Here is a 24226-nt window from a genome sequence, read left to right as displayed (position 1 = left end):
CAAATATTGACTTCAATCCAACAATTGAAGACTTTGATAAGTGGGCAGAAAAAGTATAAATTCAGTTTGACACCCCCTCCACATTCAAGTACACTAATAAAAAACACGAAAGGAAATCTCAAATAATGATAAATCACAACTCAAAAACAAACATTTATTATTTTGCGTACTTTTGGCGATTAGCTGACTAGGCGCAATCATTTTTGCGAGCTGTCGGCACATTAATTCCGATAGCGAGTTAAGAGTGATTTGAGATTTCAAATAAACTTTTAAGACACATCGGACTTAATGTCATTGATGTGTTTTTTTGTATATAATTTTTGGAGGAAAATGATGAATTTGTTGAAGCGAATTTTCAAAAAAGAAAGTTTAAACGCTTACTTAGATAATGATAAAGATTTACAGCGAACCTTAACCGTTAAGGATTTGTTGGGACTCGGAATTGGGGCCGTAATTGGAACAGGAATTTTTATTCTCCCTGGTACGGTGGCCGCAACTACAACTGGTCCAGCTGTTGTAATTAGTTTCTTCTTGTCTGCGATTGTATGTGCTTTGGTAGCGATGGCCTATGGAGAAGTTTCATCAACATTACCAATTGCTGGTTCTGCTTATTCATACGGAAACGTGATTTTCGGAGAAGTGGTTGGTTGGGTTCTTGGTTGGGCTTTGATTTTGGAATACTTTTTAGCCGTTGCGGCGGTGTCAACAGGATGGTCAGCTTACTTTACTAGTTTGTTAGCTCCCATCGTTAAATTTCCAGCTGCTTTTACGGGTCCTTTTGATCCATCCCATGGCACTTACGGAAATCTAATTGCTGTCTTAGTCATTATTTTGATTGCCTTTTCGCTTCGTAAAGGTATGAAAACCTCTAAGAAATACGAAAACTTATTAGTATTAATGAAAATTGCAATTATTTTAATTTTCATCGTGGTCGGATTTTTCTTCGTGAAGAGTTCAAACTACCAACCATTTATCCCAGCTAGAGTTCACGGTGCCTTTGGTTTTCAAGGAATCTTGACGGGAGCTGCGATGGTTTTCTTTGCCTTCTTAGGTTTTGATGCCTTATCTGGTTCAGCTGCTGAAGTTAAGAATCCGAAACGAAACCTTCCCCTTGGAATCTTAGGAACATTGTTAATTGCGGCGGTTCTTTATGCATTGGTTTCGTTTGTATTAACGGGAATGGTTAATTACAAGCAACTAAACGTGGCTGATCCAGTTTCTTTTGCACTTCACCATGTGGGACAAAACTTTGTAGCCGTTATTATTTCAATCGGAGCTTTAATCGGAATGTACACTATGATGTACACGATGATTTATGCTTCTTCACGGTTAATTTATGCAATCGGTCGAGATGGTCTCTTACCTGGTAAAATGGGTAAAATTAACAAGGATGGAGTTCCCGGACGGGCATTATTAATTTCAACGATTGTAATTGCTGTTTTTGCTGGATTAATTCCATTAGATAAATTAGTTGATTTGGTTAGTGTGGGAACTCTATTAGCCTTCACAGTGGTTTCAATCGGAATCATTCCATTGAGAAAACGCAAAGACTTGAATCATCAAGGTTTTAAAATGCCTGGATATCCAGTGACGCCAATCATTGCAGCTTTATTCTCAGTAGGATTGATGTCACAGCTCCACGTTGAAACGTTAATCTTTGCCTTAATCTGGTTCGCAATTGGATTAGTGATTTACTTTGGTTATGGGATTAAACATTCAAATTTGAATCAAAAATAGAGGTACATTCTTATGAGTCCTAAACAATTTTTTCAGCAAGCGCAAGCTGAACATGTCATTCCGAATACTGCTGAGTTACAAAGTAGTTTTCAATTTGGTGTTGAAGCAGACGAATTAGCAAAGTTAATTTTAACGGGTAAAAAGACAGCCACAACGAGCCAATATGTTCAAGGCGAAGACGATTTACCTGGTAAAAAAGCTTATGACGTCATTTTAGATAGTCAGGATCAGCCAGTTTGTATTATTCAAAATGATCAAGTTTCGGTGGTCAATTATTTAGACGTTGATGAACAACATGCTTTCGCAGAAGGCAAGGGTGACCGAACTTTAGCATCTTGGCGCAAAGCTCACGATGAATTTTTTACCGAAGAATGTAAAAGTGAAGGAACTACCTTTGATCCAGCCACTGCCAAAGTTGCTTTAGAAAAATTTCATTTGGTTTATCCCAAATAATTTAAAAATCGCTCTGATAATTATTTATCAGAACGATTTTTTTGTTACGAAAAATTAACTGCTGTAAATCTCCTAGCAATCGGCGATGTAACCTTAAAGTTACATGGTGAAAAACGTGCTGTCTGTAAAGATTAGCTATACAGACTATTAAAAATATTATATATTTATTAAATAATAATTATTTTATTTCTAAACTAAAAATTTGTCTAACTTAAAGGAGCCCGTATGAAGAAACGAATTTACCTCATCGAACTGCTAGTAATTTCAATTGTGGCATTTGCTGGAGTCATGATTGCTATCAATAATAAAAGTCACAAGGTCGATTATCGTACCTACACGATTAAAAAAACGCCTGATTTAATTTTAACGGGAAAGGTTACCCCAACGAAACAGGTCGAAATCGCAAAAAAATTACCAGCAGGAACTAGCTTGGTTTATGACAGCATTTCGAACAATAGTTTTGTTCGAAAAGGTGAATGTGTTGCGATGTACACTTACAAACACGTTGACCCAAGTTCCAGTTTAAAAATTCAACAACTGGTTAATGAACGTAAAGGATTGATTGGCGATAATTCAGTTGATAATCAAATTAAAATTAATCAGCTTAATCAACAAATCGACAGTATCGCTAAGAAAATCTATGCCCATGAATATTTAGCACCGTTTGACGGCTATATTCAAATTGAACCTACAGATAAGGAAAGTGTTTCCTTAGTTTCTGCTTCTCAGGTTATCAAGACGGGAATTAGTCAGTACGATTTACCCACGATTAGTCATAACAGTAGTGTCAAGTTATTAGAGGAAGCAACTGGGAAACAGGCGAAGGGTCAGATCGATTACATTTCTGTTTTACCAGAAACTGGTTCTAGTAACTACTCAATCCTGCTTAGAACTAAGCAACATTTAAACTATGGAAATTCAATTGAAATTAAGCTTCCCGTGAATCAAATTTTAATTCCTGCCAAAGCCGTGGATCATGGTGCTGTTTATGTAATGAATCATGGAAAACCCCAAAAAGTGAAGTATGCCGTTGAGAAACAAAACAACGACTGGATATTAAAGCCAGGTGCAACTGTTAAAATCGGCGACAAGCTTTTACTGAACTACAAGGAGTTGCCAAAAAATGAAAGATAATCTAATTAAATTAGACGATGTTTCAAAGTATTATTTAGCGGGGAAGCAAAAGGTACAAATCTTAAAGCACGTTTCCCTGGAGATTGATAAAGAAGATTTTGCCGTTATCATGGGTCATTCTGGGTCTGGAAAAAGTACCTTGATTAATATTTTGGGATTTTTAGACCAAAAGTATGAAGGAACCTATGGCTTTGCGGGAAAAAGTTATCAAAAGCAAAGTGATAACGTCATTTCGAAATTAAGGAATCGCAACATTGGCTTTATTTTTCAAAATTTTAAGTTAATGCATAATTTGACGGTCAAAGAAAATGTAGAAATCCCCTTGATTTATTCCAATCGGGATAGTGACCAAAACTTAGAGGAAGATTTAAATCAACTCTTAGATAGTTTAGGAATTTTGGATAAAAAAGACAGTTATCCGTCCGAATTATCTGGTGGACAACAGCAACGGGTGGCAATTGCGCGTGCTTTGATCAATCATCCTTCTATCATCATTGCGGATGAACCTACGGGAGCGCTAGATTCGCAAAATACCCAAGAAGTGATGGAACTATTTGAAACCTTAAATAAAACGAATAAAGTTACGATTATCATGGTGACTCACGATGACACGTTTGCTAATTTTGGAAATCGACTTTTTAAAGTGAACGACGGGGTGTTACATGAAGCTTAAAAAACTAAAAGCCATTTTACTGACGGCACTTAAATCAATTTTGAGCAACAAAGCACGTAATTTTCTAACGATGTTTGGAATTATCATCGGAATTGCGGCGGTAATTACAATTATGTCAGTCGGAAATGGGTTAAAGCAAAAAGCAAATAGCTTTAGTTCTTTAGGAAATGCAGATGGACAAATCTCAATTCAAAGTAAAGACCTGAATTCAGATCAGCAACCATCTTTTTCAAAAGCAGACATTCAATTAGTGGAAACCGTACCGGGAATTAAACGGGTTAAAATGCTGAACAAAGCTTTTCCAACACCTGTAAAGGTGCAAGTGGGAGATAAGAGTTCAGAACAGAACGCTATCATTCAAAATAGTAATCATAAATTTACGGTGGTCAGTGGCCATTCAATTTCATCGGATGCCTTTGAGTTGGGCTTGAATCAAGTGTTGATTTCAGAACAATTGAATCAAAAATTGAAAAAGTACAATCATGGCCGCAAATTGGTCTTTATTAACCAAAAAGGCTTTGAAGTTGATGGAATCTTTGAAGATGGACAAGATTCTGAGGTTCTAATTCCGCAAAGAGCCTATGTTCGTGACTTTGGCAGTAATCCTAATCAAGATCTGATTAATTTGTATGTCGACAAAGGATTTAATAAAAAAGCGACTTTGAAGGCAGCAGCCAAAACGCTGCAAACTAAATCTGATAGCAAATCACAAGTGAAATTTGCGGTCGTTGATAATAAAGCGTCAATGAAATTCATGAATAAAATCATTGATTACATTGCCTATTTCATTATCTTTGTGGCCAGTATCTCTCTTTTAATTGCCGGAATCGGCGTGATGAATACGATGTACATGACGATTTCAGAACGAACCCAAGAAATTGGAATTCGGCGGGCCTTTGGGGCAACCAAAAATGATATTCGCCTGCAATTTTTATTTGAAAGTGCAATGTTGACATTATTGGGAGGATTCGGTGGAATTTTGCTAGGTGAAGGTATCTGTTATGTAATTGGTGCGTTTGCGCCGTTTAAACCAGTGACGAGTTTACAGGCCATTGGTGTATCAGTCGGTGTCTCAGTTTCAATTGGAATTGTTTTTGGAATTATTCCTGCCAATCAAGCTGCGCGTAAGAACTTAATTGAGATTTTATAGGAGAAATTAATGTTAAAGAAAAATTTGAATTTAATCATTATTGGACTATTTTACGTATTGTCCGTTGCAACCTTATTTTTGTATGAGAATGTGTTAATTCCTAGTAATCGTGATGAGATGGAGTTACAAGGTGGGCTCGTTTCGGCTTTTGCGGGTGGAGTAGTTAGTCTATTATTGATTCAGCTATTTATTTGGTTGGGTTACAAGCTTTTTGCCAAGGTTGATAAGACTAAACTCCAATCAATTAGACGAGTAGCTAGTGAAAAAATCATCACTTTTTTAGGAATCTTATTAATCATTAAATTACTGGTGAATTTTGGGATTGATACTTTCCAATTACCTGAATTGATAAGCACCGTTGTTTCAGTAGTAATCATTGGATTGGTATTTTACAACGTTTATCGCAAACAACATCATGATGATGACTTTAATAAGAATCTGTTTTACTTTGATTTGATCTTGGTATTGCTATTGGGTCATTAATTAAAAAAACCGCTAAGTCCTGAATTAATCAGGATTTAGCGGTTTTTTTCTATACTAATTATGATTATGCTGTTTCTTAGCGCGATTAAAGAAGTCAGTGAAAAGTTTTTCTTGTTTAGCGTCATCTTTCCAGAGGTCTTCAGGATGCCACTGAACCCCAGTAATTAAACCATCTTCAGATTCAATTGCTTCCACGACACCATCAGGAGCAGTCGCAACTACATGCAAATCATCACCAATTTTACGTAACCCTTGATGATGACGAGAATTGACCTTTGTTTGTTCACCTAAAGCCTTTGCTAATTCACTATCAGCATTAATTTTAACTGAATGGGCAAAAAGTTCACCAGTATTACGTTGCTCGTGATTTACCTCAGAAGGTAGTTGTTCGGGAAGATCTTGGTAAAGGTCTCCACCTAAAGCAACATTGATTACTTGATGACCACGACACACACCTAAAATTGGTTTTTTAGTGCGAATGGCTTCTTTTACGACTGCTAGTTCAAATTCATCGTGAGGAATAAAATATTCATCAGCTTTATCGTCAGCAACATCTTCAAAGAAACAGGACGCAATATCTTGTCCGCCTGGAATAATAACTGCATCGACCATTGCAACGAGTTCTGGAACAAGTTTGGGTGGTACAACAGGAAGAATGACAGGGATTTGATTATGTTGTGTAACTACTTCAATAAAGCTACTAGGAGTCACGTTAGCATAGGGTAAACAGAATTTAGTTGGTTCGCCAAGATTAACGTTGGCAGTTATTCCAATTTTCATGATTTATTCCTTTCGGGTAATTAAAAATTATAAAAACAATCCATTTTTATTTAACTATTGGTTGAATTATACGCTAATTAGTTCATTAATGTTAACATAATTTTTGTTTTTTTAAACTATATCAGGTTAATGTTCGGTTAATAATCTTTTTTATTTTAAATTTGTGCTTGACTATTTGTAATTCATTCGGTAAACTAGGAGAAAATAAAACATCACATAACGACTAAGCGTAGTTAAGTAATTTCAGCGGTGATTTTAAGAAAGCCTCAGGTTGATGAGATGAGGTAATCACGCTGATATGAAAATCCTCTACAAGTTTCAGGTATGAATTAATTAATATCTGATGGGATTGCCCATTACAGCAAGCGAGTATCGTCAAATTTTTGGCCGTACTCTGAGAGCCGATTACTAGTAATTGGAAATATGGGTGGTAACACGCGGAAGCGTCCCTAACTGTTGTTAATTCAATGGTTAGTGACGCTTTTTTTATTTCTAATGATGCAATTTTGCGCAGGATTGCTAAAGTAAACGGGAACATGGGTGGTAACACGTGTAAAAACGTCCCTAATTGGATTTTGCTTCCAATTAAGGACGTTTTTTTAATACCATCGATTTGCTGGGGTGACCAAGGTGATGAATTTATTTAAAAAATTAAACTAAAGGAGTTAAATCATGAATTTAACTAAACGAACTAGTTTCAAACAACACTTACTGTTATCATCACTTTTATTTGGGCTCTTTTTTGGAGCAGGGAATTTAATTTTCCCAATTCACTTAGGGCAAATGTCGGGGCAAAACTGGGTCCCAGCTACACTGGGTTTTGTGATTTCAGCGGTCTTACTACCACTTTTCTCTATTTTAGCTTTGAGTGTGACCAAGAGTAAAAGTATGTATGATGTGGCTTTACCAGTGGGAGCAACGTTCGCCTTACTATTCTTAATTGCAGCACATGCTTCAATGGGACTTTTTATTGGCTCGCCGCGTTTAGCTACCGTTTCTTTCACAATGGGCGTAAAACCATTCTTGCCAAACGAAAGTTGGACGCATCCTGCGTTATTCGTTTTCTCCGCCTTATTCTTTAGCCTCATCGTTTACTTGGCCTATAACCAAAATAGCATCGTGAATAGTGTTGGTAAAATCTTGAATCCACTTTTCGTTGGTTTATTGTTCTTCTTATTCTTTGTAGCTTTTGTGGTAAATGGCGATTTAACTAACTTACCCTTGATGCCCGCTGCTGGAAAAGGAACTGGTTCATTCATCAACGGCTTCTTAGAAGGTTACAATACGATGGATGCCTTAGCTGGATTAGGCTTTGGGGTAACGATCATCACGGCTTTGAAAGTCTTTGTGAAAGATGAAAAGAAACACGCTTGGTCAGTGGCTAAAGTTGGTTTCTTTGCCCTTGGTTTTGAAGCTGTCATCTACGTGTTATTGATTGCTTTAGGTGTAGCCAGTTTAGCTTACACAAAGATGAGTGTTGATGGGGGAACAGCTTTCACCATCATCATGCGCCATTATACTGGAGCCGCTGGGGCAGCAGTTTTAGCAGCCTTAACGTTCTTGGCTTGTTGGACAACGGCTTTAGGAGTTTTACAATCTTTCTCGCAAGATTTAGGGAATCGTTTTCCCAAAGTGGGTTATCACAAATTCTTATTTTTCTCTAACTTCGTGGCGTTCTGTATTGCTAACTTTGGTTTAGACCAAATCATCTTGTTCTCCTTACCAGTCTTGGTCTTTCTTTATCCGCTAGCCATCACGTTGATCTTATTAGCTTTATTACACCACTTCATTGGGAAAAACGGAGTCGTGTATAAAGTTACGATGGGCTTAGTGCTAGTGCCTTCTGTTTTAGATACATTGCACGCTTTGCCACCCGTTTTACATGGACCGTTTGTTGGTTTAGACGCTTGGTGTAACACCCATGTTCCACTCTTTAGCATGAGTTTAGATTTCATCCCATTCATGGTAGTGGGATTTGTGGTGAGTGTGTTATATGTAAAACTATCTGGGAAAAGTTTGCGTAAAGATAATTAAAAAAATAACCATTAGAAAATGTGAAAAATTCTAATGGTTATTTTATAGGTCCTCACTGTTGTGATTATCTTTTTTTTGTATATTTTTTTTATTAGTGAAGTAAACTGCATAGATATCAATTATTAAAACGAAAAATATTACGCCCCACATATTTAAAGCCCGTGCAACAAGACTTGCTGAAGTATCATGATTGGCTGATCCAAGAAAACATCAATTCGGATTGGTTATTTCCTTCAACGGCCCATTCAGACCGTCATATCACTGAGAAACAATTTTATAAGGTGATGGCACGAGTTGGTGATCTGTTAGGCATTAATTATCTAGGGACCCATACAATGCGCAAAACCGGTGCTTATCGCGTTTACACGCAATCAAATTATAATATTGGCTTAGTCATGAATTTGCTCAATCATTCCAGTGAGGCAATGACTTTGGCTTATTTAGGCTTAGACCAGGCTAGTACCGAAACGATGCTAGATCAAATTGATTTTGGTTAGGTGGGTGTTTTTATGGATTTAGATTTTGAAACCAACAAGTACGAGCTGTTTGATGATTGGCACCAAAACAAGATTAAACAAGCATTTACACAAAAATTGCAGCAACAAGCTCAAATTGAAAAAACACACCTGCCAAAATTATTGTCGCGTGAAGACTTAAAAATTCGTTGGCAGATGAACTCTCGTCAAAGTGTTCATCAAGTTGCTAGTAAGCCTGATTTTCCGCAACCCGTTTTCGCTTTTAATCATGGCAAGACCCCACTTTACTTAGCAACTGAAATTCAAATTTTCGAAATTAATCACCCCTGGGTGATAACTCCCGGTGCTCGTCTTGATTATAGTCATTGGATCCTTCGTAATGTGATTGATTAATCTTAAGATTTAACTCTAGGTTTTTGATAGTTGGCGTTAGCCTTCTAATACAAATAATCCCCATTTTGATGGGATTAAATCTACTAATAATAAAAACTATCCAAAATATTATTTTGGACAGTTTTATTATTTATTTTCGATTACTTCTAATTTTAACGAGATAAAGCGCACTAATCCACACAAGGGAACCAATTAAAGCAAATAGAGAAGTTGTTTGGAAAAGTAAAACTACTGCTACAAAAGCTAAGAATGCTAAGACCATGTAACTTGAAAACGGATACCATGGCATCTTAAATTTTAGCTGGTTTTCGGTACCAGCGTGATCAACCTGTTTCCGATATTTGATTTGGGCCAAAATAATTAATGTCCACATAAATAAGAAAAGGGTAGTTGAAATACTAGCGATGAAAACGAAGACACCTTTAGGAATTAATAGGTTTAGTAACATTGCAGCTGCAACGACCAAGATTGAAAAGGTAATCGCATTTTGGGGAATTTTCCGTTTTGATAATGTTCCCAGTTTCTTAGTAAATTTACCCTTGCTATCGTTGGTCATAGAAAACATCATCCGACCAGTTGTATAAATCGATGAATTACATGCAGAAGTGGCAGCGGTTAAAACAACAAAGTTAATGATTCCAGCTGCACCAGCAATTCCAATGTTTTTAAATACTTCCACAAACGGACTAGCATTGGGCGTAATCGTATGCCAGGGAATGACACACATAATGGCAGCTAAGGCTCCGATGTAAAATAAAATAATTCGGAAAGGTACGGCATCAATTGCTTTAGGAATCACGTGGACAGGATCTTTAGTTTCTCCAGCTGTCATTCCGACCATTTCTACTCCGGTAAGGGAGAAAACGACCATTTGGAAGGAGAGAGCAAAACCTTGCCAACCATTACCGAAAAATTTGTGACTATAAAGGTTACTGATTGAAGCGTGTCCTGTAGGAGTTTTGTAGTTAATAATAACTAGAAATACTCCCACAATGATAATGGCACAGATAGCAATGATTTTAATTAAAGCGAACCAGAATTCAGTTTCACCGTAAGCGGCCACGTTAATAATGTTTAACATGTAAATCAAGGCTAAAATAACTAATCCAGTGAACCAGGTTGGAATTCCCGGAAACCAGTAGTTGATATAAATTCCAGCTGCTGTGACTTCAGCAATCGCTCCAATAATCCAACACATCCAATAAGTCCAACCCGCCACAAAACCAGTAGTAGTTCCTAAGAATTTAGCAATTGGTTCAATGAAGGAATTAGCTGATAAATCTGAGAGAAGTAGTGTTCCTAAAGCACGCATAATGAAAAAACACATAATTCCAGTAATTGTATAGGCTAACAAAATTGAGGGACCAGCTAAACTAATAGATTCTCCAGATCCTAAGAATAAACCGGTTCCAATTGTTCCACCTAACGCAATTAACTGGACGTGGCGATTTTTAAGGCCACGTGACATTTTTTTATCATTATTATTTGAAAGATCTTGCTCTTGTGACATGAAAAGTTCTCCTTATTGATAACTATGTAGTGTATCTCACAAATAGACAATTATATACTTCATTTTTTAAGATTTCTATATTAAATGTAGCATATTATTACATTTAATTATTAATTAAATGCTAGTTGATGTTACAAAAAGAAATATTAAAAAGAATGTATAAAAAAAGACTGACATAAAGTCAGTCTTTTTAAAATTTAATATTTTAATTTTTATTGTTCAACGTACCATGGGTAATGGAAGTTACCTGGACGGTCAGTACGTTCGTAAGTGTGAGCACCGAAGTAATCACGTTGTGCTTGTAACAAGTTAGCAGGAAGAACTTCTGCACGGTATGAATCAAAGTATGAAAGAGCAGCTGCCAATGAAGGAACTGGAATACCGTATTCAGTAGCAAATGCTACAACTCGACGAGCTGAATCTTGGTACTTGTTAGCAATGTCACCAAAGAATGGGTCCATTAACAAGTTATCAAGGCTAGGGTTCTTTTCGAAGGCTTTAGTAATTTCGTCTAAGAATTGAGCACGAATGATACATCCTTCACGCCAGATTTGAGCAAGTTCGCCGTACTTAAGACCCCATTTGTGGTTGTCTGAAGCCATACGCATTTGTTCGAAACCTTGTGCATAACTCATGATCTTACCGAAGTATAATGCTTGACGCATATCTTCAACAATGTCATCGCTACCAAACTTAGGTTTCTTAGCTGGTCCATGAAGTACTTTAGAAGCAGCAACACGTTCGTCTTTTAACATTGAAACGAAACGTGCGTAAACTGATTCAGTAATAACTGATTGAGGAGCACCTTCGTCAAGAGCATCTTCTGATGACCATTTACCAGTACCTTTGTTAGCACCACGGTCAAGAATCATGTCAACGATTGGTTTGTTCTTGTCGTCACCTAAGTCATCTTTTCTAGTTAAGATGTCAGCAGTGATTTCGATAAGGTAACTGTTAAGTTCACCTTTGTTCCAGTCTGAGAAGATTTTTGCTAAGTCATCAACTGAGTAACCAGCAGCATTTCTAAGAATGTTAAATACTTCATCGATTAATTCTTCATCACCGTATTCGATACCATTGTGCACCATTTTTACGTAGTGACCAGCACCGTTAGATCCGATGTAAGCAACACAAGGTTTGCCATCTTCGGCTTTAGCAGCAATCTTTTCTAAGATTGGAGCAACACGGTCGTAAGCTTCTTTTTGACCACCAGGCATAAGTGAAGGACCTTGTAAGGCACCAAGTTCACCACCAGAAACACCCATTCCGATAAAGTTAATACCAGATTTTGCAAGTTCTTCGTTACGAGCAATGGTGTCGTGGAAGTTAGTGTTACCACCATCAATAAGAGTATCACCCTTTGATAATAGTGGAAGAATTTCGTTGATAACAGCATCAGTTGGTTTACCAGCTTTAACCATCATTAAGATAGTACGTGGTTGTTCAATTGAGTCTACGAAATCTTTAACGTTGTATGCAGGAACCAAGTGTTTGTCACTGTGATCCTTCATAACTTGTTCAGTTTTAGAAGCAGAACGATTGTAGATAGCTACAGTGTATCCGCGACTTTCGATGTTAAGGGCAAGGTTTTTACCCATAACAGCCATACCAATAACTCCGATATTTGCTTTTTTGTCAGCCATAATATGCCTTCCTTTTTATAAAAAGTAATTTTATATTTTTCTACAATAATAGTTTATCATTGTATTTTGAAATTGTGAAATAGTTTCATCTATTTTTTGAAAACGTTTTATTTGTTACTTGTTGGGGAAATACCAAGAATTTCCGTCACGAGCCAATAGTTCATCAGCAGCCTTTGGACCCATTGAACCAGATTCGTAATTAGGGAAGTCTGGTTGGGTAGTATCCCAAAGTTTTTGAACAGGGTCAACGTACTTCCAAGCAGCAGCAACTTCTGGCCAACTAGCGAAGTAAGTTCCGTCACCCTTAAGGATATCGTGGAAAAGACGTTCGTATGGAAGTGGAACTTCAGCAGCACGAGCATCTGATTGTAAGTAGCTTAAATCAACAGTTTCAGTGTGCATTCCTTGAGCTGAATTTTTAGTGTTGATTTCTAAGGTAATTCCAATCTTAGGGTCAATCAAAAGAGTTAAAACATTTGATTTAAGTTCTGCAGGTTGGTGAGTACCTTTGGCAAAGATATCTACAATTGGTTTCTTGAATTCGATATCAATTCGACCAGTCTTAGTTGCTAATTTTTTACCTGAACGAATGTAGAAAGGAGTTTTTCCCCAACGTGGGTTGTTGAAAACAATCTTTCCAGCAGCGTAGGTATTATTGTTTGAGTCATGAGGAACACCGGGTTCGTCACGATAAGCAGGAGTACCATCACCGGCACCGTATTGACCACGAACAAAGTTTTGTTTAACACCATCAGCATCGTAAATTTCCATGCTTTCAAGGGCTTTAACTTTTTCGCGACGAATTTCAGTATCAACAAATGAATTTGGTTCATCCATTGCTAAATAACTAACGATTTGAAGAGTGTGATTTTGAATCATATCACGAAGGGCACCAGCAGTATCATAGTAGCCCGCCCGATCTTCAACACCAAGTTTTTCTGCTAAGGTGATTTGGACATCTTTGATGTAGTTTTGGTTCCAAATAGCTTCGATAATTGGGTTACCAAATCGAATTACAGGAATTGCTTGGGTAGTTTCTTTACCTAAGTAATGATCAATTCGGTAAATTTGGTTTTCATTAAAGGCACTAGTTAATTCATCATTTAATTCTTTAGCTGATGCATAATCACGACCAAATGGTTTTTCAATTACAAGACGGTTAAATCCACCATTAGTTGATAAAACACCTTGTTCTTTAAGGTTTTTAGCAACGATTCCGAAGAACCGTGGTGCCATTGACACGTAAAAAATTCGATTTCCATCAGTTTCGTATTTTTGATCTAGTTCGTCAGCGATTTTACCTAATTCTTTGTAATGATCAGTATTAGTTACGTCGTGTGATTTCCAGTAGAAGTGGCTAGCAAACTCTTCAGCTTGAGCCTTGTCATCAGTTTCTGATGAGATTGATTCGATAATTTTAGCTCTGAATTCTTCGTCAGTTAGTGCTTTACGTGAAAGTCCAACTAAGGCAAAATGAGTGCTTAAACTACCTTTTTTATAAAGGTTAAAGATTGCAGGATATAACTTACGTAATGCAAGGTCACCTGTACCACCGAACAGCATAAAAGTTGCTCTTGTAGGGTTTTCTGTTGGCATATCGTTCGCTCCTTTTATAATTTCTATACTCATATAGAGTATAACACATTTGAATAAAATGAAAGCGGTTTATTTTCCTTCGGCAGCTTACATGAAAACGCTATCTTAATTTGAACATTTTCCAGTTTTTACAAGCTTTTATTTGATAAACGATTTCCTTTCCCTTTAAGATATATACTATAGATAATAAAAACAAAAAAGGACGGATTAATTATGAAAATTGGTGTATTAGGTGCTGGTCACATGGGTAGTGCCATGATTCGCGGTTTAGCAAATAAGTATGATGTTAATGATATTTTTGTAAAGGGTCACCGAGTTAGTCCTCGTTTATTAGCATTGCAAAAAGAAATTGGCTTTCAAATGATGGAAAATAATGATTTTTCTGCAATGGATATGCTAATTGTTGCCACCCCAGCTCCTGTAACCATTGATGCCTTAATTAATGTGACTGTTGGGGACGATACAATTATTGTTTCGGCTGCCCAAGGAGTTTCGGCTAAGGGTATCAAGAATATTTTCCCTAAAAATTCAGTAATTTGCATGATTCCTAACATTCCAGTGGCAGTTAATGCTGGGTGCATTGCCGTTGAAAAGGGTGGCTTTGCTACTCCTGAAGCTACTGAAAAAGCCAATGAAGTTTTGGGTTCATTAGGAACTTTAATTCCAGTTAAATCCAAAGATTTAGGCATTGCTGGAACTGTTGGTGGCTGTGGACCAGCCTTTGTCGATGTTTTCTTAAGTGCTTTAGGTAACGCTGCTGTGCAAAATGGCTTGGATCGGGAAACTGCTTATAAAGTAGCTGCAAGTATGGTGACTGGTAGTGCTAAGATGGCTTTAGATACTGGCTTAAACCCATCAGATTTGAAAGACCAAGTTACTTCACCAGGTGGTTCTACCATTAAAGGAGTCGTTGCGTTAGATGCTAACGGATTTAGAAATGCAGTTAACCAAGCTGTAAATAAAGCAAATGGGACTTATAAAGATGAATAAACATAAATTAGATTTAGGAATTGCCTTAGTTTTATTATTAATTTCAATTATTTTGATGGTTACTTATGATGGATTTTTGTTTGATTTCACGTATAGTTCAACTAGTTTGGGCTTAAACATGTCATTTTCAGTAATCATTTTAATGATTTCACTGGTATTTTTCTACCGAGCTCACAAAAACAAACAGCAAGACAAAGAAGATTAGTGTTTGCTAGTCTTTTTTTGTTGCAATTTTGTAAGCATTTCTCTAGCATGAATGGCATTGATAAAAACGAATTATTAAAAAATGAGGTGTAAATGTGGATCAGATTTCATTAGTAATTGTTTTGTTGGCAGCATTAGTAACACCGCTCGTCTTGGCTCGGTTTAACATTTCAGTTTTACCGACCGCAGTCGTCGAAATTTTAGTCGGAATTGTGTTAGGACCAAGTTTATTGAATTTGGTTCATCCTGACAGCGTTTTAACTGGGTTGTCGAATACCGGAGTAATCGTTCTGTTATTTTTGAGTGGTTTAGAAATCGACTTTGATTTGTTTAAACCAAAAATCAAAACGCCAACTGACCTTGAATTAAAAAACAACGCTAAGGCACCAAAATATTCATCCGTACGCCTAGCGTTATATGGTTATGGAACGATTATGGTTCTTTCTTTAGCTCTTGGATTTATGTGTCAAGTAACTGGATTATTCAAAGATCCATGGCTAGCTGCAATTCTATTTATGACCGTTTCGTTGGGAATCGTGATTGCCACCTTAAAGGAAAAAGAAATCCTAAGTACCTCGATTGGGCAAACGATATTATTGATTTCTGCCCTTGGTGAAGTAATGCCAATCTTAGGTTTAACTGTCTATATTTCAATTTTTGGAACGGACTCAAAATCACTTTGGTTAATTTTGGTTTTGTTTGCGGTTGCAGCGTTAGTATTTTTCCGTTTTCGCAAGTTCTTTGTATACTTGGATAAATTCAATAAATCAACGACCCAAGTCGATGTACGTTTAGCTTTCTTTATCATCGCATTATTAGCTACAATTGCCGTTGGTGTTGGTTCAGAAGCAGTTTTAGGAGCCTTCGTTGGAGGAATGGTTTACAAATTATTGCAACCATCACCCGATACCAAAGAAAAATTAGATTCAATTGGGTACGGATTTTTTATTCCAATCTTCTTCATGATGAGTGGAGTCGGCTTGAACTTGAAACAATTACTAGCTGATCCAAAGACACTAGTATTAATTCCCATCTTTTTAGTTAGTTATTGGGTAGCCAAAGCCTTGTTATATCCAATTTTTCGGTTACGGTTTGATAAGAAAAACTCGTTAGCAGGGACTGCTTTAATTTCAACAACCATTACGATGGTTTTAGCAATTTTGAAAGTTGCTAATGATATGAAATTAATTACGGCGCAACAGTCAGGGGCTTTCTTATTGGCAGCCATTCTTACTTGTATTGCGGGTCCGCTTGTTTTCAACAAGATGTTTACTCGGAGTCCCGAAGTTTACCAAGAAGTTAAAGTTAATATGTTCGGGGCTAACTTGGTCACGATTCCTGTCGCCCAACAATTAGCCAATAGTTGGTACGATGTAACCTTATTTACTGATAACGAAAAAAATTATAAAACGCTTGATAATAAGGCTCACGTTCATTTGTTGAAATCTTTAGATGCAGATTATTTGAAACGAAATGGTTATTTTGATGCAGATATTGCGGTTTTTGCTTACTTTGACCCAGATGTTAACTTCACGTTAGCAAAAGTTGCCAAACAATATGGAGTGAAACGGGTGATTGCTCGTTTTGAAGAACGTGATATTTTGAATGCCCGAGAAAAAGAACTTACTGACTTAGGTGTCGAAGTTTACAACACCTTCGCGGTTAACGTGGCTATGTTACGTGAAATGATTGAAGTTCCATCAACCTTTAATATGATTAAGTCCAATAGTACGGAACTTCATGAGGTTACGTTACGTAATAGTAAATTTGCGGGTATGCCAATTAAAGATTTACCATTTAGCGATGACATTACGATTGCTCGAATTTTCCGTAATCGTAAGATGATTCACCCAGTAGGTACCACTGTCTTAGAATTAAATGACCGGATTATTTTTGCGGCTGATAAAAATATTAGTAATCAGGTTCGCCAAGAAATTAGTATGTTGAATTAAAATATGCAAAAAACAATTACTTATATCAATGCTATAATATGAATGAACGTAATTATATATTGAATTAACGAACATTACATTGTAGTAGGTGTATTGTGTTGAGCTTGTTGGCCTAAGTTGTATGCCGACAGGCTTTTTTGTTTTTTAAGATTAAAAATTAATATATAACAAAATTGATGTAATTACATGTATGATTACATCAAGGAGATGATAATATGGTTGTTAAGACTAGAAAATAAGGTAATTCTCTTATGATAACGATTCCTTCTAACTTAGGTGTTTCTGAAAACGAAGAATTTACCCCATCAGTAGAAAAAGATGGAACAATTGTTTTTAAACCAGCACATGTAAATATTTTTGCTAATTTAGATTCAAAATTAATGGCTAAAGATAGGGAAGATTTAGGTATCACAGATAATCTAAATGCAGTAGGTAAAGAAAATGTCTGGGATTAGCATACCTAAGAAATATGATATAGTTTTTATTGACGCAGAACCCCATGCTGGACATGAATTTGGTGGACATAATTTAAAAAATAATAATATAAGGCGTCCATTTTTAGTTATAAGTGGAAATTATTATAATTTTAGTGGAATGATAGCTGGTTTTCCAATAACTCATAAAAGGCCAAAAGAATTGCCAAGTATCCATGTAAAAGTAGGAAAAGTGGATGGTTATGCCATAGTTCAATTATTAGGATATGCTTATAAAGCTAGGAATGCTGAAATAGTAGGTAAGATTAATACTCAAGATATTAAAATTGCTAATGCTGCAATTAGAGATATGTTTGAATAGATATTATTTTAAATAACAAAAAACCAATCACATCCGCTGTGATTGGTTTTTTTCGTGCAATTTAGAAATGATTAACACATATCCATTCCCATTTTTTCGTATGATTCCAAACTCTTAATCTTAAGTTGGTCTGGTTTACAATGACGTTCTTTAGCTAATGCATTCATCAAAGTATCCATACTCATTAATTTGTATTTCTTATGTGGATCGTCTTTAGTCCAAACTTGCATTTGAGCCATCATGCCACCATCTTCGTGTTCGATGATGTGACAATGATACATGAAGACTCCAGGATAGTTGAAACGCATCTTAACTCGAACCGTTTCACCAGGGTTTACTCCAATGGTATCTTTATATCCCATTTCGTTAGGATAAGGAGCTTCACCATTTCTTGAAATAACCTTAAATGAACCACCGTGAGTATGATAAGGATGAATCATTCCACCACAACAGTCGTTGGTGTTCGTGATATCCCAGTATTCAGCAACACCTAATTCTTGCCGGTCATCAATCCGCATCATACCGAATTTTTTACCGTTAATCATAACTTCTTCATCAGTTCCAGACATGACAACTTGGTGAACAAGAGCATTTTCGTCAACTTCAGGATAAGGAACATCGGCTAGATGTTGAGGAATTTCAGTATTATCTGGAGCAAATTCTTTAATGTTGAATTTTAAAATTGGAGTATCGTCAGAATATAAGGTAACTTGATCGCCAGGTTTGTAATCTTTGAAATCAAGAACAACTTCGGCACGTTCTGCACAAGTTAACATTAATTTTTTGAATTGAACTGGTTCTGGCAATAAACCACCATCTGAAGCAATTTGTGTCATAACAAGGTCATCACTTAAATGGAGACGCCATTCACGACGATTTGAACCATCTAAGAAACGAAGTCTTAATTTTTGGGTCGTAACGTCAAAAGTAGGGTTAACTGTTCCGTTAATTAAAGCAGTTTTTCCTTCAGTACCATCTGGATCATAATCTTTGTCATAATTCCATTGATTATGTTCGTCAAAGGTCCGGTCTTGTAAAATTACCGGAATATCATCAACTCCGTAATTCCGTGGCAATGGAAGACTAGCTTCATGTTCGTCTTTTACGACTACTGCAGCAGCTAAACCATACCAAACGTCCCAACCAGTTAAAGGACATGGGTGAGCGTGAAGCCAAAGGGTAGCAGCCGGTTGGTCAACTTTGAAAGTGATTTCTTTAGGTTCACCAGGAAAGACTGGTGCATGACAACCACCGTCAATGTAAGGACCAGGAACGTCAAGACCGTGCCAATGGAAGGTTGTTAATTCGGGCAAGCTATTCTTTAGCGTAACGTGATATGTTTTTCCGCTTTGATAAACAATAGTTTGACCTAATAAGCTTTGATTATAGCCCCAGGTTTTAGTTTTTTCACCGGGTAAAATTTGGGTTTCACCGGGTTGGGCTTCAACCGTGTACCAAACATCCGTATCAGTTTCTTTATCTGGTTGTAAAACGGATGGAATTACTAATTTACTCTCTGGGGCATCTGATACCTCAAGAGGAATATAACCGCCATCATGGTAGTCATATGCTGATTCATTAAAAAAATATTTATCGATTGGTTGTTTTGATTCAGTCATAACTTCTCCTCCTCTGATTACATTATTAGTGTACTACAATTCGATTTTGTTATGTTAAAATTAATTGTAATATTTCTAATAATAGTAACATTAAAAATGGTGATGGGAGATACACATGATGAATAAAGGATTTAGTTGGATTTTAGTCGTATTTTGGTTAGTAACTTTGGCAATGTTAGCTATGGATAAAGGTATGATGGCCATGTACATGATGGTAATTGGAATGTTAGTTGATTCCTTATATAGCGCTCTTCATAAATAATTAGGAATCTAAAAAAGTTCAATTTATTATTTTTATTGATAATAAACTGAACTTTTTTTATTTTAAATTTTAATGTCTATCTGAGCTTGGCTTTTTCATGAACTTCCAAACCGCTACAATAATCACAACGATTGCTAAGATTATTCCACCAAAAATCCAAATCACATGATGATTATTTTTTGCATCATCTTTTTTTGCTTTCTTTGCATCGTTTTTTTGCTGTTCTTTTACTTTTTTATCATTATTAGCCTTTTCGTGCTTAGCCTTAGGAGTTTTCTTAGTAGTGGGTTTAGTTGAATTGTCATTTTTGTTTGCTGAATTACTACTATTGTTAGAATTTGGAGTTACATTATTTTTATTTGGAGTTACTATTTGCTGACTTACCATTTTTCGCTGGGGTAGTAGCAGGTGAATTGTTTTTATTTGAAGAACTGTTACTACCAGAATTATTATTATTAGTTTTACTGCTATTTGCAGTATAGACAATTGTCATGGACATCACAGCAGTCACGGGATCACCGCCACCAAAAACCATTTGTGGTCCGTTAGCATTATTTTGACCATTTTCAATGTTTGAGTAAGCGTATCCTTTAATTTGTGGTACTTGTGCAACATAAGTTGTTCCAGTAGCTCCAGTTGCCACAGTATCAGTACGAATTTTATTACCATTTTGATCAACATAATGAACAATAATTTTACCTTGATAACTACTTGGGGTAGTTGTATCTGCTTTAACCGTCATTATAGATGGATTACTGGTATAAAAGCCAATTCCACCTAAAAGTGATGCACAAAGAATAGCAGTTAATAATCTTTTTCTGATTTTCATTATTAATTCTCCAGTTCATAATTAATTTTCACTATCAATCTTATCACTTTATTGAAATAATAAATTTAAATTTTGTTATACTTAAAACTATATTTAACTTATGAAAAAGGAGGGCTTTCATGAAATTATTTAAAACACCTCAAGCAATTAATCTTTGGAAAATCTTCAGCTTTTTAATCCTGTTTATGGTGATTGATACAGTAACTGCCTTTTTCGGACTAGGAATTGTATTGATACTAAAATACTTTAAATTAGTCTCAATCTTCAATGCCCCCACCTTAATTTTGCTTGAATTAATTATTAGATATGGATTAGCCTTTATTTTGTTTATTTGGGTAAATCGTTTTTATATGAAACAAAGGTTTTTTTTTTAAGCCAGTATTTCCCTTTAAAAACCAAGCGTATCCTTTATTATTCGCAATCATCATAATTTTAATTTATATTTTTACGGTGAACCTTGGAATTTTAAAATACGATGCTAACACTGTTAGTTTCTTTATGTTTTCGCTTGGATCCGCAATTTTAGAAGAGTATGGATTTCGTGGGATTGTTTTTCCTAAAGTTATGCAAGTGGTAAAGGGCAGTTCTTTTCGTAAATTAATGTTTGGGATAACAATCAGTGGTGTCTTATTTGGGTTGATTCATTTTCAAAATATTTTTTATCAACCATTTTAATCCCCATGTTATTTCATTTTGTTAGTGATTTTAATTCATATTTCACCACGAACTCATTCTTTGCAGGAGCCTTTTATAATAGTTGGTGGCAAGTTTTAATTAACTACGCAATTGCATTATTAGCTGCAATTATTTTCTTAAGACCAGCTGTTGCTAATAAAATTAAACTTATAAATCATAACTAGTAAAAAAACTTACGATGAAAATCGTAAGTTTTTTTACTAGTTATAAGATTATAAATCTTTTACCTTTAAACGGTTAAAGATTAAGACAAATACGATTCCAACTACTAACCCTTTAATCAAGTTGAAAGGTGCAATTCCAGTGATTACCATTTTTGAAATGGATTGACCTAAATTAAAACCTAATAACTTGATGTAGAGGGGAAGAAAAACGAAGTAGTTCAAAATACTCATTACAACCATTAAGATTAGGGCAGAAACAATTACTGGAATGTATTGTTTAAGCGTCTTGCTTTGGACGTCTTTTCTAAAGAGATAGAAAACCCCAATGAAGATTAAGGAAACTACTAGTGAACTGGAAAGTCCAATTAATTGAATCATAGAAAAACCATTGGTTAACCAGTATAAAAATAGTTTTAAAGCGGTAATTTCAATGGCTGCCACTGGTCCTAACGTAAAGAGACCTAATAAAATTGGCAAATCAGAGAAATCTAACTTCAAAAATGAAACAAATGGGAGAATTGGGAAAGCGATAAACATTAAAACATATGCGATTGCAGCTAAAATTGAAACTAAAACGAGTCTTTTGATACTTTGATTATTAACTGACATACTATCACTCCTAATTAATTTATTTTGTAATAATTAAAAAATACCAATAAAAAACGCCCTGCAAAAATGCGGGGCGTTTGGTTTATTTTCAAACTGAATAAAACCTTAAAATGGCATGAAAATACCACTAAAGTAATGTGCTTCAATAAGAACTTCTTCTCCCATCCAGACTATACTGTCGGTGCTAGAATTTCACTAGCTCAACCGCTTAACGAGGGTCACGGACTTCAAAAATGATTTGTTACCGTCGGTTGGGAATTTCACCCTGCCCCGAAGAAGTATTATTTAATTGTTAAGTATAAATATATTACAGAATGAGGTAACATACAACTTTAAAGTTTAATTGGCATAAATTTTCTTGGCCATTTCCATCGCTGTCCAAGCTTTAGGCCACCCAGAATAAAATGCTAGTTGGGTAATTGCTTCAACCATTTCAGCTTTAGAAACGCCATTTTCTTTGGCTTTTTGCATGTGGTATTCAAGTGGTCCAAACATCCCTTGAGTTAATAAGCTAGTTACGGTGATTAAGCTTCGTTCTTTAGCGGATAATTTGCTTTCGCGTGACCAGACTTGGCCAAATAAAACATCATCGTTTAGTTCAGCAAATTTAGGAGCAAATTCACCAAAGTTATCGTGTCCTGCAGTTTGTTTTTCAGTCATTATTTCACTTCCAATTCGTTATATTTAGTATCAGAAACGGGTTCTAAAAATTCTGACTTACCACTTGTGATGGCAAGGTGTTCAAACCAACTATCTTTGGTAGCCATAATGAACATGCCAGTTGTTTCGCGTTCCAGGTTCAAATGTTACATTTCCTACGCTCACATCAATATCTGGATCGTTAACTAACATGTCTAGATAACTTTTTCCGCTAAAGAATTTACCGTAAGGATTTTCTTCTCCGACTGGAAAAATTACCCCGTTTTTTACATTTACATTTTCATTTCTTCAATTTGAGCCACACAACGTGCTTGAACTTGATTTAACAATTCGCGCCTGGCAGGAATCGTTTCATCACCTTGGGCTCGTAACTTTACGTATTTTTTAATTTCATTCATGGACATTCCGGTTCCCTTTAAATGGAGCAAGAACCCGACCAACTTAATGTCGTGTTCCGTGTAGAAACGGCGTTCATGATTATCACGAGCAGGGGTGATGAGTTTTTCTTTTTCGTAATAACGCAATGTGTAAGTGGAAAGCCCCGTTAATTTGGCGAATTCACCAATTGAATATTGTGCAGTCATAAATTACTCCTTTACTATAAGTTACAAGTTCATCGTAGACCTTAGAGTACACTCTAAGTCAATGGAATCGACTTAAATTTAATTTGGGGATTATACTAGAGTTAAAAATAAGAAGTTGAGACTATAATATGAAAATTAAAAATGATAAACTTTATAAAACAATTACCCTATTAACAATTATGATAATTGGAATTGGATTATATTTTGTAATTCAAAACGGATTTGGTTGGATTAGTGATGAAAGCCAACCCAAATCATTTTCTATTACAAGGGAAAGTGATGACCATGGTCATAGTTTGAAAATAATTAAACACAATCAAGAAAAATTTGCGACAAAATTAATTAAAAAACAAGATCAAATTTTACAACAAACAAAGAGCATTAAGGTCAGCAAAAATGAAGTAGCCAAGAAAAAGAAGGTTACGGATGAGATGGAAACGATCCTTGACAAAAAGATTATTGGTGAAATCAGTAGTTTACAGAATGATGTTCAACCATTGGATAAGGCGGATGAATTAAATCAAGAAATTCAGCAGTTGCAGTCTTTATCACCTCAGGAAAAAGCCCAATTTGGTCAAGAAATTCAAGGAATTAAGCAAACCATTCAAACAACCAATTAAGGAGAACAAATTATGGCAGATTATATTAAAGAATTACGCGCATTAGTAGGTCATCGCTCATTGATTTTAAATACATCAGCTGGAGCATTTTTGAATGATAAACAATAGTTATTATTGCAGGAAAGAACGGGAAATGACGACTGGTGTTTTCCTGGTGGCTTTATCCATAATTGGCGAGAA

At 35.8% G+C, this 24226-nt stretch carries 27 protein-coding genes, 2 pseudogenes, 1 riboswitch and 1 other annotated feature; of the genes and pseudogenes, 18 read left to right on the top strand and 11 right to left on the bottom strand.

The window, feature by feature from the left end; all coding sequences use genetic code 11:
- Positions 1–333 precede the first annotated feature (333 nt).
- From FD36_RS04740 to FD36_RS04715, 6 genes are all read left to right on the top strand, one after another.
- On the top strand, positions 334–1737 hold the full coding sequence (locus FD36_RS04740) for an APC family permease (protein ID WP_056958393.1): 1404 nt from the start codon (positions 334–336) through the stop codon (positions 1735–1737).
- Between the two features lie 12 nt (positions 1738–1749).
- Entirely contained in the window at positions 1750–2190 is a 441-nt protein-coding gene (locus FD36_RS04735; RefSeq protein WP_056958392.1) for an ASCH domain-containing protein, read from the top strand.
- A 225-nt stretch (positions 2191–2415) separates the two neighbouring features.
- Positions 2416–3324 (top strand): efflux RND transporter periplasmic adaptor subunit, encoded by a 909-nt coding sequence (locus FD36_RS04730; protein WP_056958390.1) that lies wholly within the window; start codon positions 2416–2418, stop codon positions 3322–3324.
- Entirely contained in the window at positions 3314–3997 is a 684-nt protein-coding gene (locus FD36_RS04725) for an ABC transporter ATP-binding protein (protein ID WP_056958388.1), read from the top strand. Before FD36_RS04730 ends, FD36_RS04725 begins: the two co-directional genes overlap by 11 nt.
- Positions 3987–5147, top strand: coding sequence for an ABC transporter permease (locus FD36_RS04720; RefSeq protein WP_056958386.1), 1161 nt, complete (start codon positions 3987–3989; stop codon positions 5145–5147). The genes FD36_RS04725 and FD36_RS04720 overlap by 11 nt, the downstream gene beginning before the upstream one ends.
- A gap of 9 nt (positions 5148–5156) precedes the next feature.
- Entirely contained in the window at positions 5157–5630 is a 474-nt protein-coding gene (locus tag FD36_RS04715) for a hypothetical protein (protein ID WP_056958383.1), read from the top strand.
- A gap of 54 nt (positions 5631–5684) precedes the next feature.
- Here the strand turns inward: FD36_RS04715 and FD36_RS04710 are convergent, their stop codons facing one another.
- On the bottom strand, positions 5685–6410 hold the full coding sequence (locus FD36_RS04710; protein WP_056958381.1) for a gamma-glutamyl-gamma-aminobutyrate hydrolase family protein: 726 nt from the start codon (positions 6408–6410) through the stop codon (positions 5685–5687).
- A 216-nt stretch (positions 6411–6626) separates the two neighbouring features.
- Positions 6627–6864, top strand: a binding site (T-box leader).
- 218 nt (positions 6865–7082) lie between these two features.
- On the opposite strand from FD36_RS04710, the gene brnQ reads away from it, so the two are divergent.
- From brnQ to FD36_RS04690, 3 genes and pseudogenes are all read left to right on the top strand, one after another.
- Positions 7083–8444: a branched-chain amino acid transport system II carrier protein gene (gene brnQ, locus FD36_RS04700; protein ID WP_056958379.1), complete on the top strand. Its 1362-nt coding sequence runs from the start codon at positions 7083–7085 to the stop codon at positions 8442–8444.
- Positions 8445–8593: 149 nt separating this feature from the next.
- A pseudogene (locus FD36_RS04695) lies at positions 8594–8941 on the top strand (tyrosine-type recombinase/integrase); the annotation flags it as partial.
- A gap of 12 nt (positions 8942–8953) precedes the next feature.
- Positions 8954–9313 (top strand): hypothetical protein, encoded by a 360-nt coding sequence (locus FD36_RS04690; RefSeq protein ID WP_056958377.1) that lies wholly within the window; start codon positions 8954–8956, stop codon positions 9311–9313.
- A gap of 130 nt (positions 9314–9443) precedes the next feature.
- Here FD36_RS04690 and FD36_RS04685 read toward each other — a convergent pair whose 3' ends face one another.
- The 3 genes from FD36_RS04685 to zwf form a co-directional block, all read right to left on the bottom strand.
- Positions 9444–10823, bottom strand: a complete 1380-nt coding sequence (locus FD36_RS04685; protein WP_056958375.1) for an amino acid permease — start codon at positions 10821–10823, stop codon at positions 9444–9446.
- 212 nt (positions 10824–11035) lie between these two features.
- Positions 11036–12466 carry an NADP-dependent phosphogluconate dehydrogenase gene (gndA, locus tag FD36_RS04680; RefSeq protein WP_014081419.1) on the bottom strand — a complete coding sequence of 477 codons (1431 nt, stop codon included), beginning with the start codon at positions 12464–12466 and terminating at the stop codon, positions 11036–11038.
- A gap of 114 nt (positions 12467–12580) precedes the next feature.
- Positions 12581–14062, bottom strand: a complete 1482-nt coding sequence (gene zwf / locus FD36_RS04675; RefSeq protein WP_049777565.1) for a glucose-6-phosphate dehydrogenase — start codon at positions 14060–14062, stop codon at positions 12581–12583.
- 213 nt (positions 14063–14275) lie between these two features.
- Between zwf and FD36_RS04670 the strand changes: the two genes are divergently transcribed.
- The 5 genes from FD36_RS04670 (at position 14276) to FD36_RS04650 (ending at position 18003) form a co-directional block, all read left to right on the top strand.
- Positions 14276–15052 carry a pyrroline-5-carboxylate reductase family protein gene (locus FD36_RS04670; RefSeq protein WP_056958373.1) on the top strand — a complete coding sequence of 259 codons (777 nt, stop codon included), beginning with the start codon at positions 14276–14278 and terminating at the stop codon, positions 15050–15052.
- Complete coding sequence (locus FD36_RS04665) at positions 15045–15257, top strand: hypothetical protein (RefSeq protein WP_056958371.1); 213 nt, start codon at positions 15045–15047, stop codon at positions 15255–15257. The genes FD36_RS04670 and FD36_RS04665 overlap by 8 nt, the downstream gene beginning before the upstream one ends.
- A gap of 94 nt (positions 15258–15351) precedes the next feature.
- A complete protein-coding gene (locus FD36_RS04660) occupies positions 15352–17208 on the top strand; it encodes a monovalent cation:proton antiporter family protein (RefSeq protein WP_056958369.1) in 1857 nt (618 codons plus the stop codon).
- A gap of 251 nt (positions 17209–17459) precedes the next feature.
- Positions 17460–17663, top strand: coding sequence for a hypothetical protein (locus FD36_RS04655; RefSeq protein WP_056958367.1), 204 nt, complete (start codon positions 17460–17462; stop codon positions 17661–17663).
- Positions 17650–18003: a type II toxin-antitoxin system PemK/MazF family toxin gene (locus FD36_RS04650; RefSeq protein ID WP_056958363.1), complete on the top strand. Its 354-nt coding sequence runs from the start codon at positions 17650–17652 to the stop codon at positions 18001–18003. The genes FD36_RS04655 and FD36_RS04650 overlap by 14 nt, the downstream gene beginning before the upstream one ends.
- 71 nt (positions 18004–18074) lie before the next feature.
- On the opposite strand, the gene FD36_RS04645 is transcribed toward FD36_RS04650, so the two are convergent.
- Positions 18075–19622, bottom strand: a complete 1548-nt coding sequence (locus tag FD36_RS04645; protein ID WP_014081426.1) for a multicopper oxidase family protein — start codon at positions 19620–19622, stop codon at positions 18075–18077.
- Positions 19623–19737: 115 nt separating this feature from the next.
- On the opposite strand from FD36_RS04645, the gene FD36_RS06810 reads away from it, so the two are divergent.
- Positions 19738–19884 (top strand): hypothetical protein, encoded by a 147-nt coding sequence (locus tag FD36_RS06810; protein WP_167534413.1) that lies wholly within the window; start codon positions 19738–19740, stop codon positions 19882–19884.
- A gap of 69 nt (positions 19885–19953) precedes the next feature.
- Here FD36_RS06810 and FD36_RS04640 read toward each other — a convergent pair whose 3' ends face one another.
- Both FD36_RS04640 and FD36_RS04635 read right to left on the bottom strand, forming a co-directional pair.
- Complete coding sequence (locus tag FD36_RS04640; protein ID WP_056958361.1) at positions 19954–20271, bottom strand: hypothetical protein; 318 nt, start codon at positions 20269–20271, stop codon at positions 19954–19956.
- Positions 20240–20713, bottom strand: a complete 474-nt coding sequence (locus FD36_RS04635) for a MucBP domain-containing protein (protein ID WP_056958359.1) — start codon at positions 20711–20713, stop codon at positions 20240–20242. Before FD36_RS04635 ends, FD36_RS04640 begins: the two co-directional genes overlap by 32 nt.
- A 119-nt stretch (positions 20714–20832) precedes the next feature.
- Here FD36_RS04635 and FD36_RS04630 point away from each other — a divergent pair, with 119 nt between their 5' ends.
- Together FD36_RS04630 and FD36_RS07060 are read left to right on the top strand one after the other, a co-directional pair.
- A complete protein-coding gene (locus FD36_RS04630; RefSeq protein WP_056958357.1) occupies positions 20833–21087 on the top strand; it encodes a hypothetical protein in 255 nt (84 codons plus the stop codon).
- A 76-nt stretch (positions 21088–21163) separates the two neighbouring features.
- Positions 21164–21388, top strand: a complete 225-nt coding sequence (locus tag FD36_RS07060) for a CPBP family intramembrane glutamic endopeptidase (protein WP_146038919.1) — start codon at positions 21164–21166, stop codon at positions 21386–21388.
- Positions 21389–21621: 233 nt separating this feature from the next.
- On the opposite strand, the gene FD36_RS04620 is transcribed toward FD36_RS07060, so the two are convergent.
- The 4 genes and pseudogenes from FD36_RS04620 to FD36_RS04605 all read right to left on the bottom strand — a co-directional run bounded on the left by FD36_RS04620 (position 21622) and on the right by FD36_RS04605 (position 23426).
- Positions 21622–22182: an ECF transporter S component gene (locus tag FD36_RS04620; protein WP_041817501.1), complete on the bottom strand. Its 561-nt coding sequence runs from the start codon at positions 22180–22182 to the stop codon at positions 21622–21624.
- A gap of 149 nt (positions 22183–22331) precedes the next feature.
- Positions 22332–22464, bottom strand: a riboswitch (FMN riboswitch).
- A 57-nt stretch (positions 22465–22521) separates the two neighbouring features.
- Positions 22522–22842 carry a carboxymuconolactone decarboxylase family protein gene (locus tag FD36_RS04615; RefSeq protein WP_056958352.1) on the bottom strand — a complete coding sequence of 107 codons (321 nt, stop codon included), beginning with the start codon at positions 22840–22842 and terminating at the stop codon, positions 22522–22524.
- A pseudogene (locus tag FD36_RS04610) lies at positions 22842–23097 on the bottom strand (cupin domain-containing protein). The gene FD36_RS04615 and the pseudogene FD36_RS04610 overlap by 1 nt, the downstream one beginning before the upstream one ends.
- 17 nt (positions 23098–23114) lie before the next feature.
- Positions 23115–23426 carry a MerR family transcriptional regulator gene (locus FD36_RS04605; RefSeq protein ID WP_082610613.1) on the bottom strand — a complete coding sequence of 104 codons (312 nt, stop codon included), beginning with the start codon at positions 23424–23426 and terminating at the stop codon, positions 23115–23117.
- A gap of 128 nt (positions 23427–23554) precedes the next feature.
- On the opposite strand from FD36_RS04605, the gene FD36_RS04600 reads away from it, so the two are divergent.
- Positions 23555–24046, top strand: coding sequence for a hypothetical protein (locus FD36_RS04600; protein ID WP_056958350.1), 492 nt, complete (start codon positions 23555–23557; stop codon positions 24044–24046).
- Positions 24047–24226: the final 180 nt, after the last annotated feature.

The sequence above is a fragment of the Fructilactobacillus sanfranciscensis DSM 20451 genome (assembly GCF_001436035.1).
GTDB classification, from domain to species: domain Bacteria; phylum Bacillota; class Bacilli; order Lactobacillales; family Lactobacillaceae; genus Fructilactobacillus; species Fructilactobacillus sanfranciscensis.
This window is presented reverse-complemented; position numbering and strand designations above follow the sequence as displayed.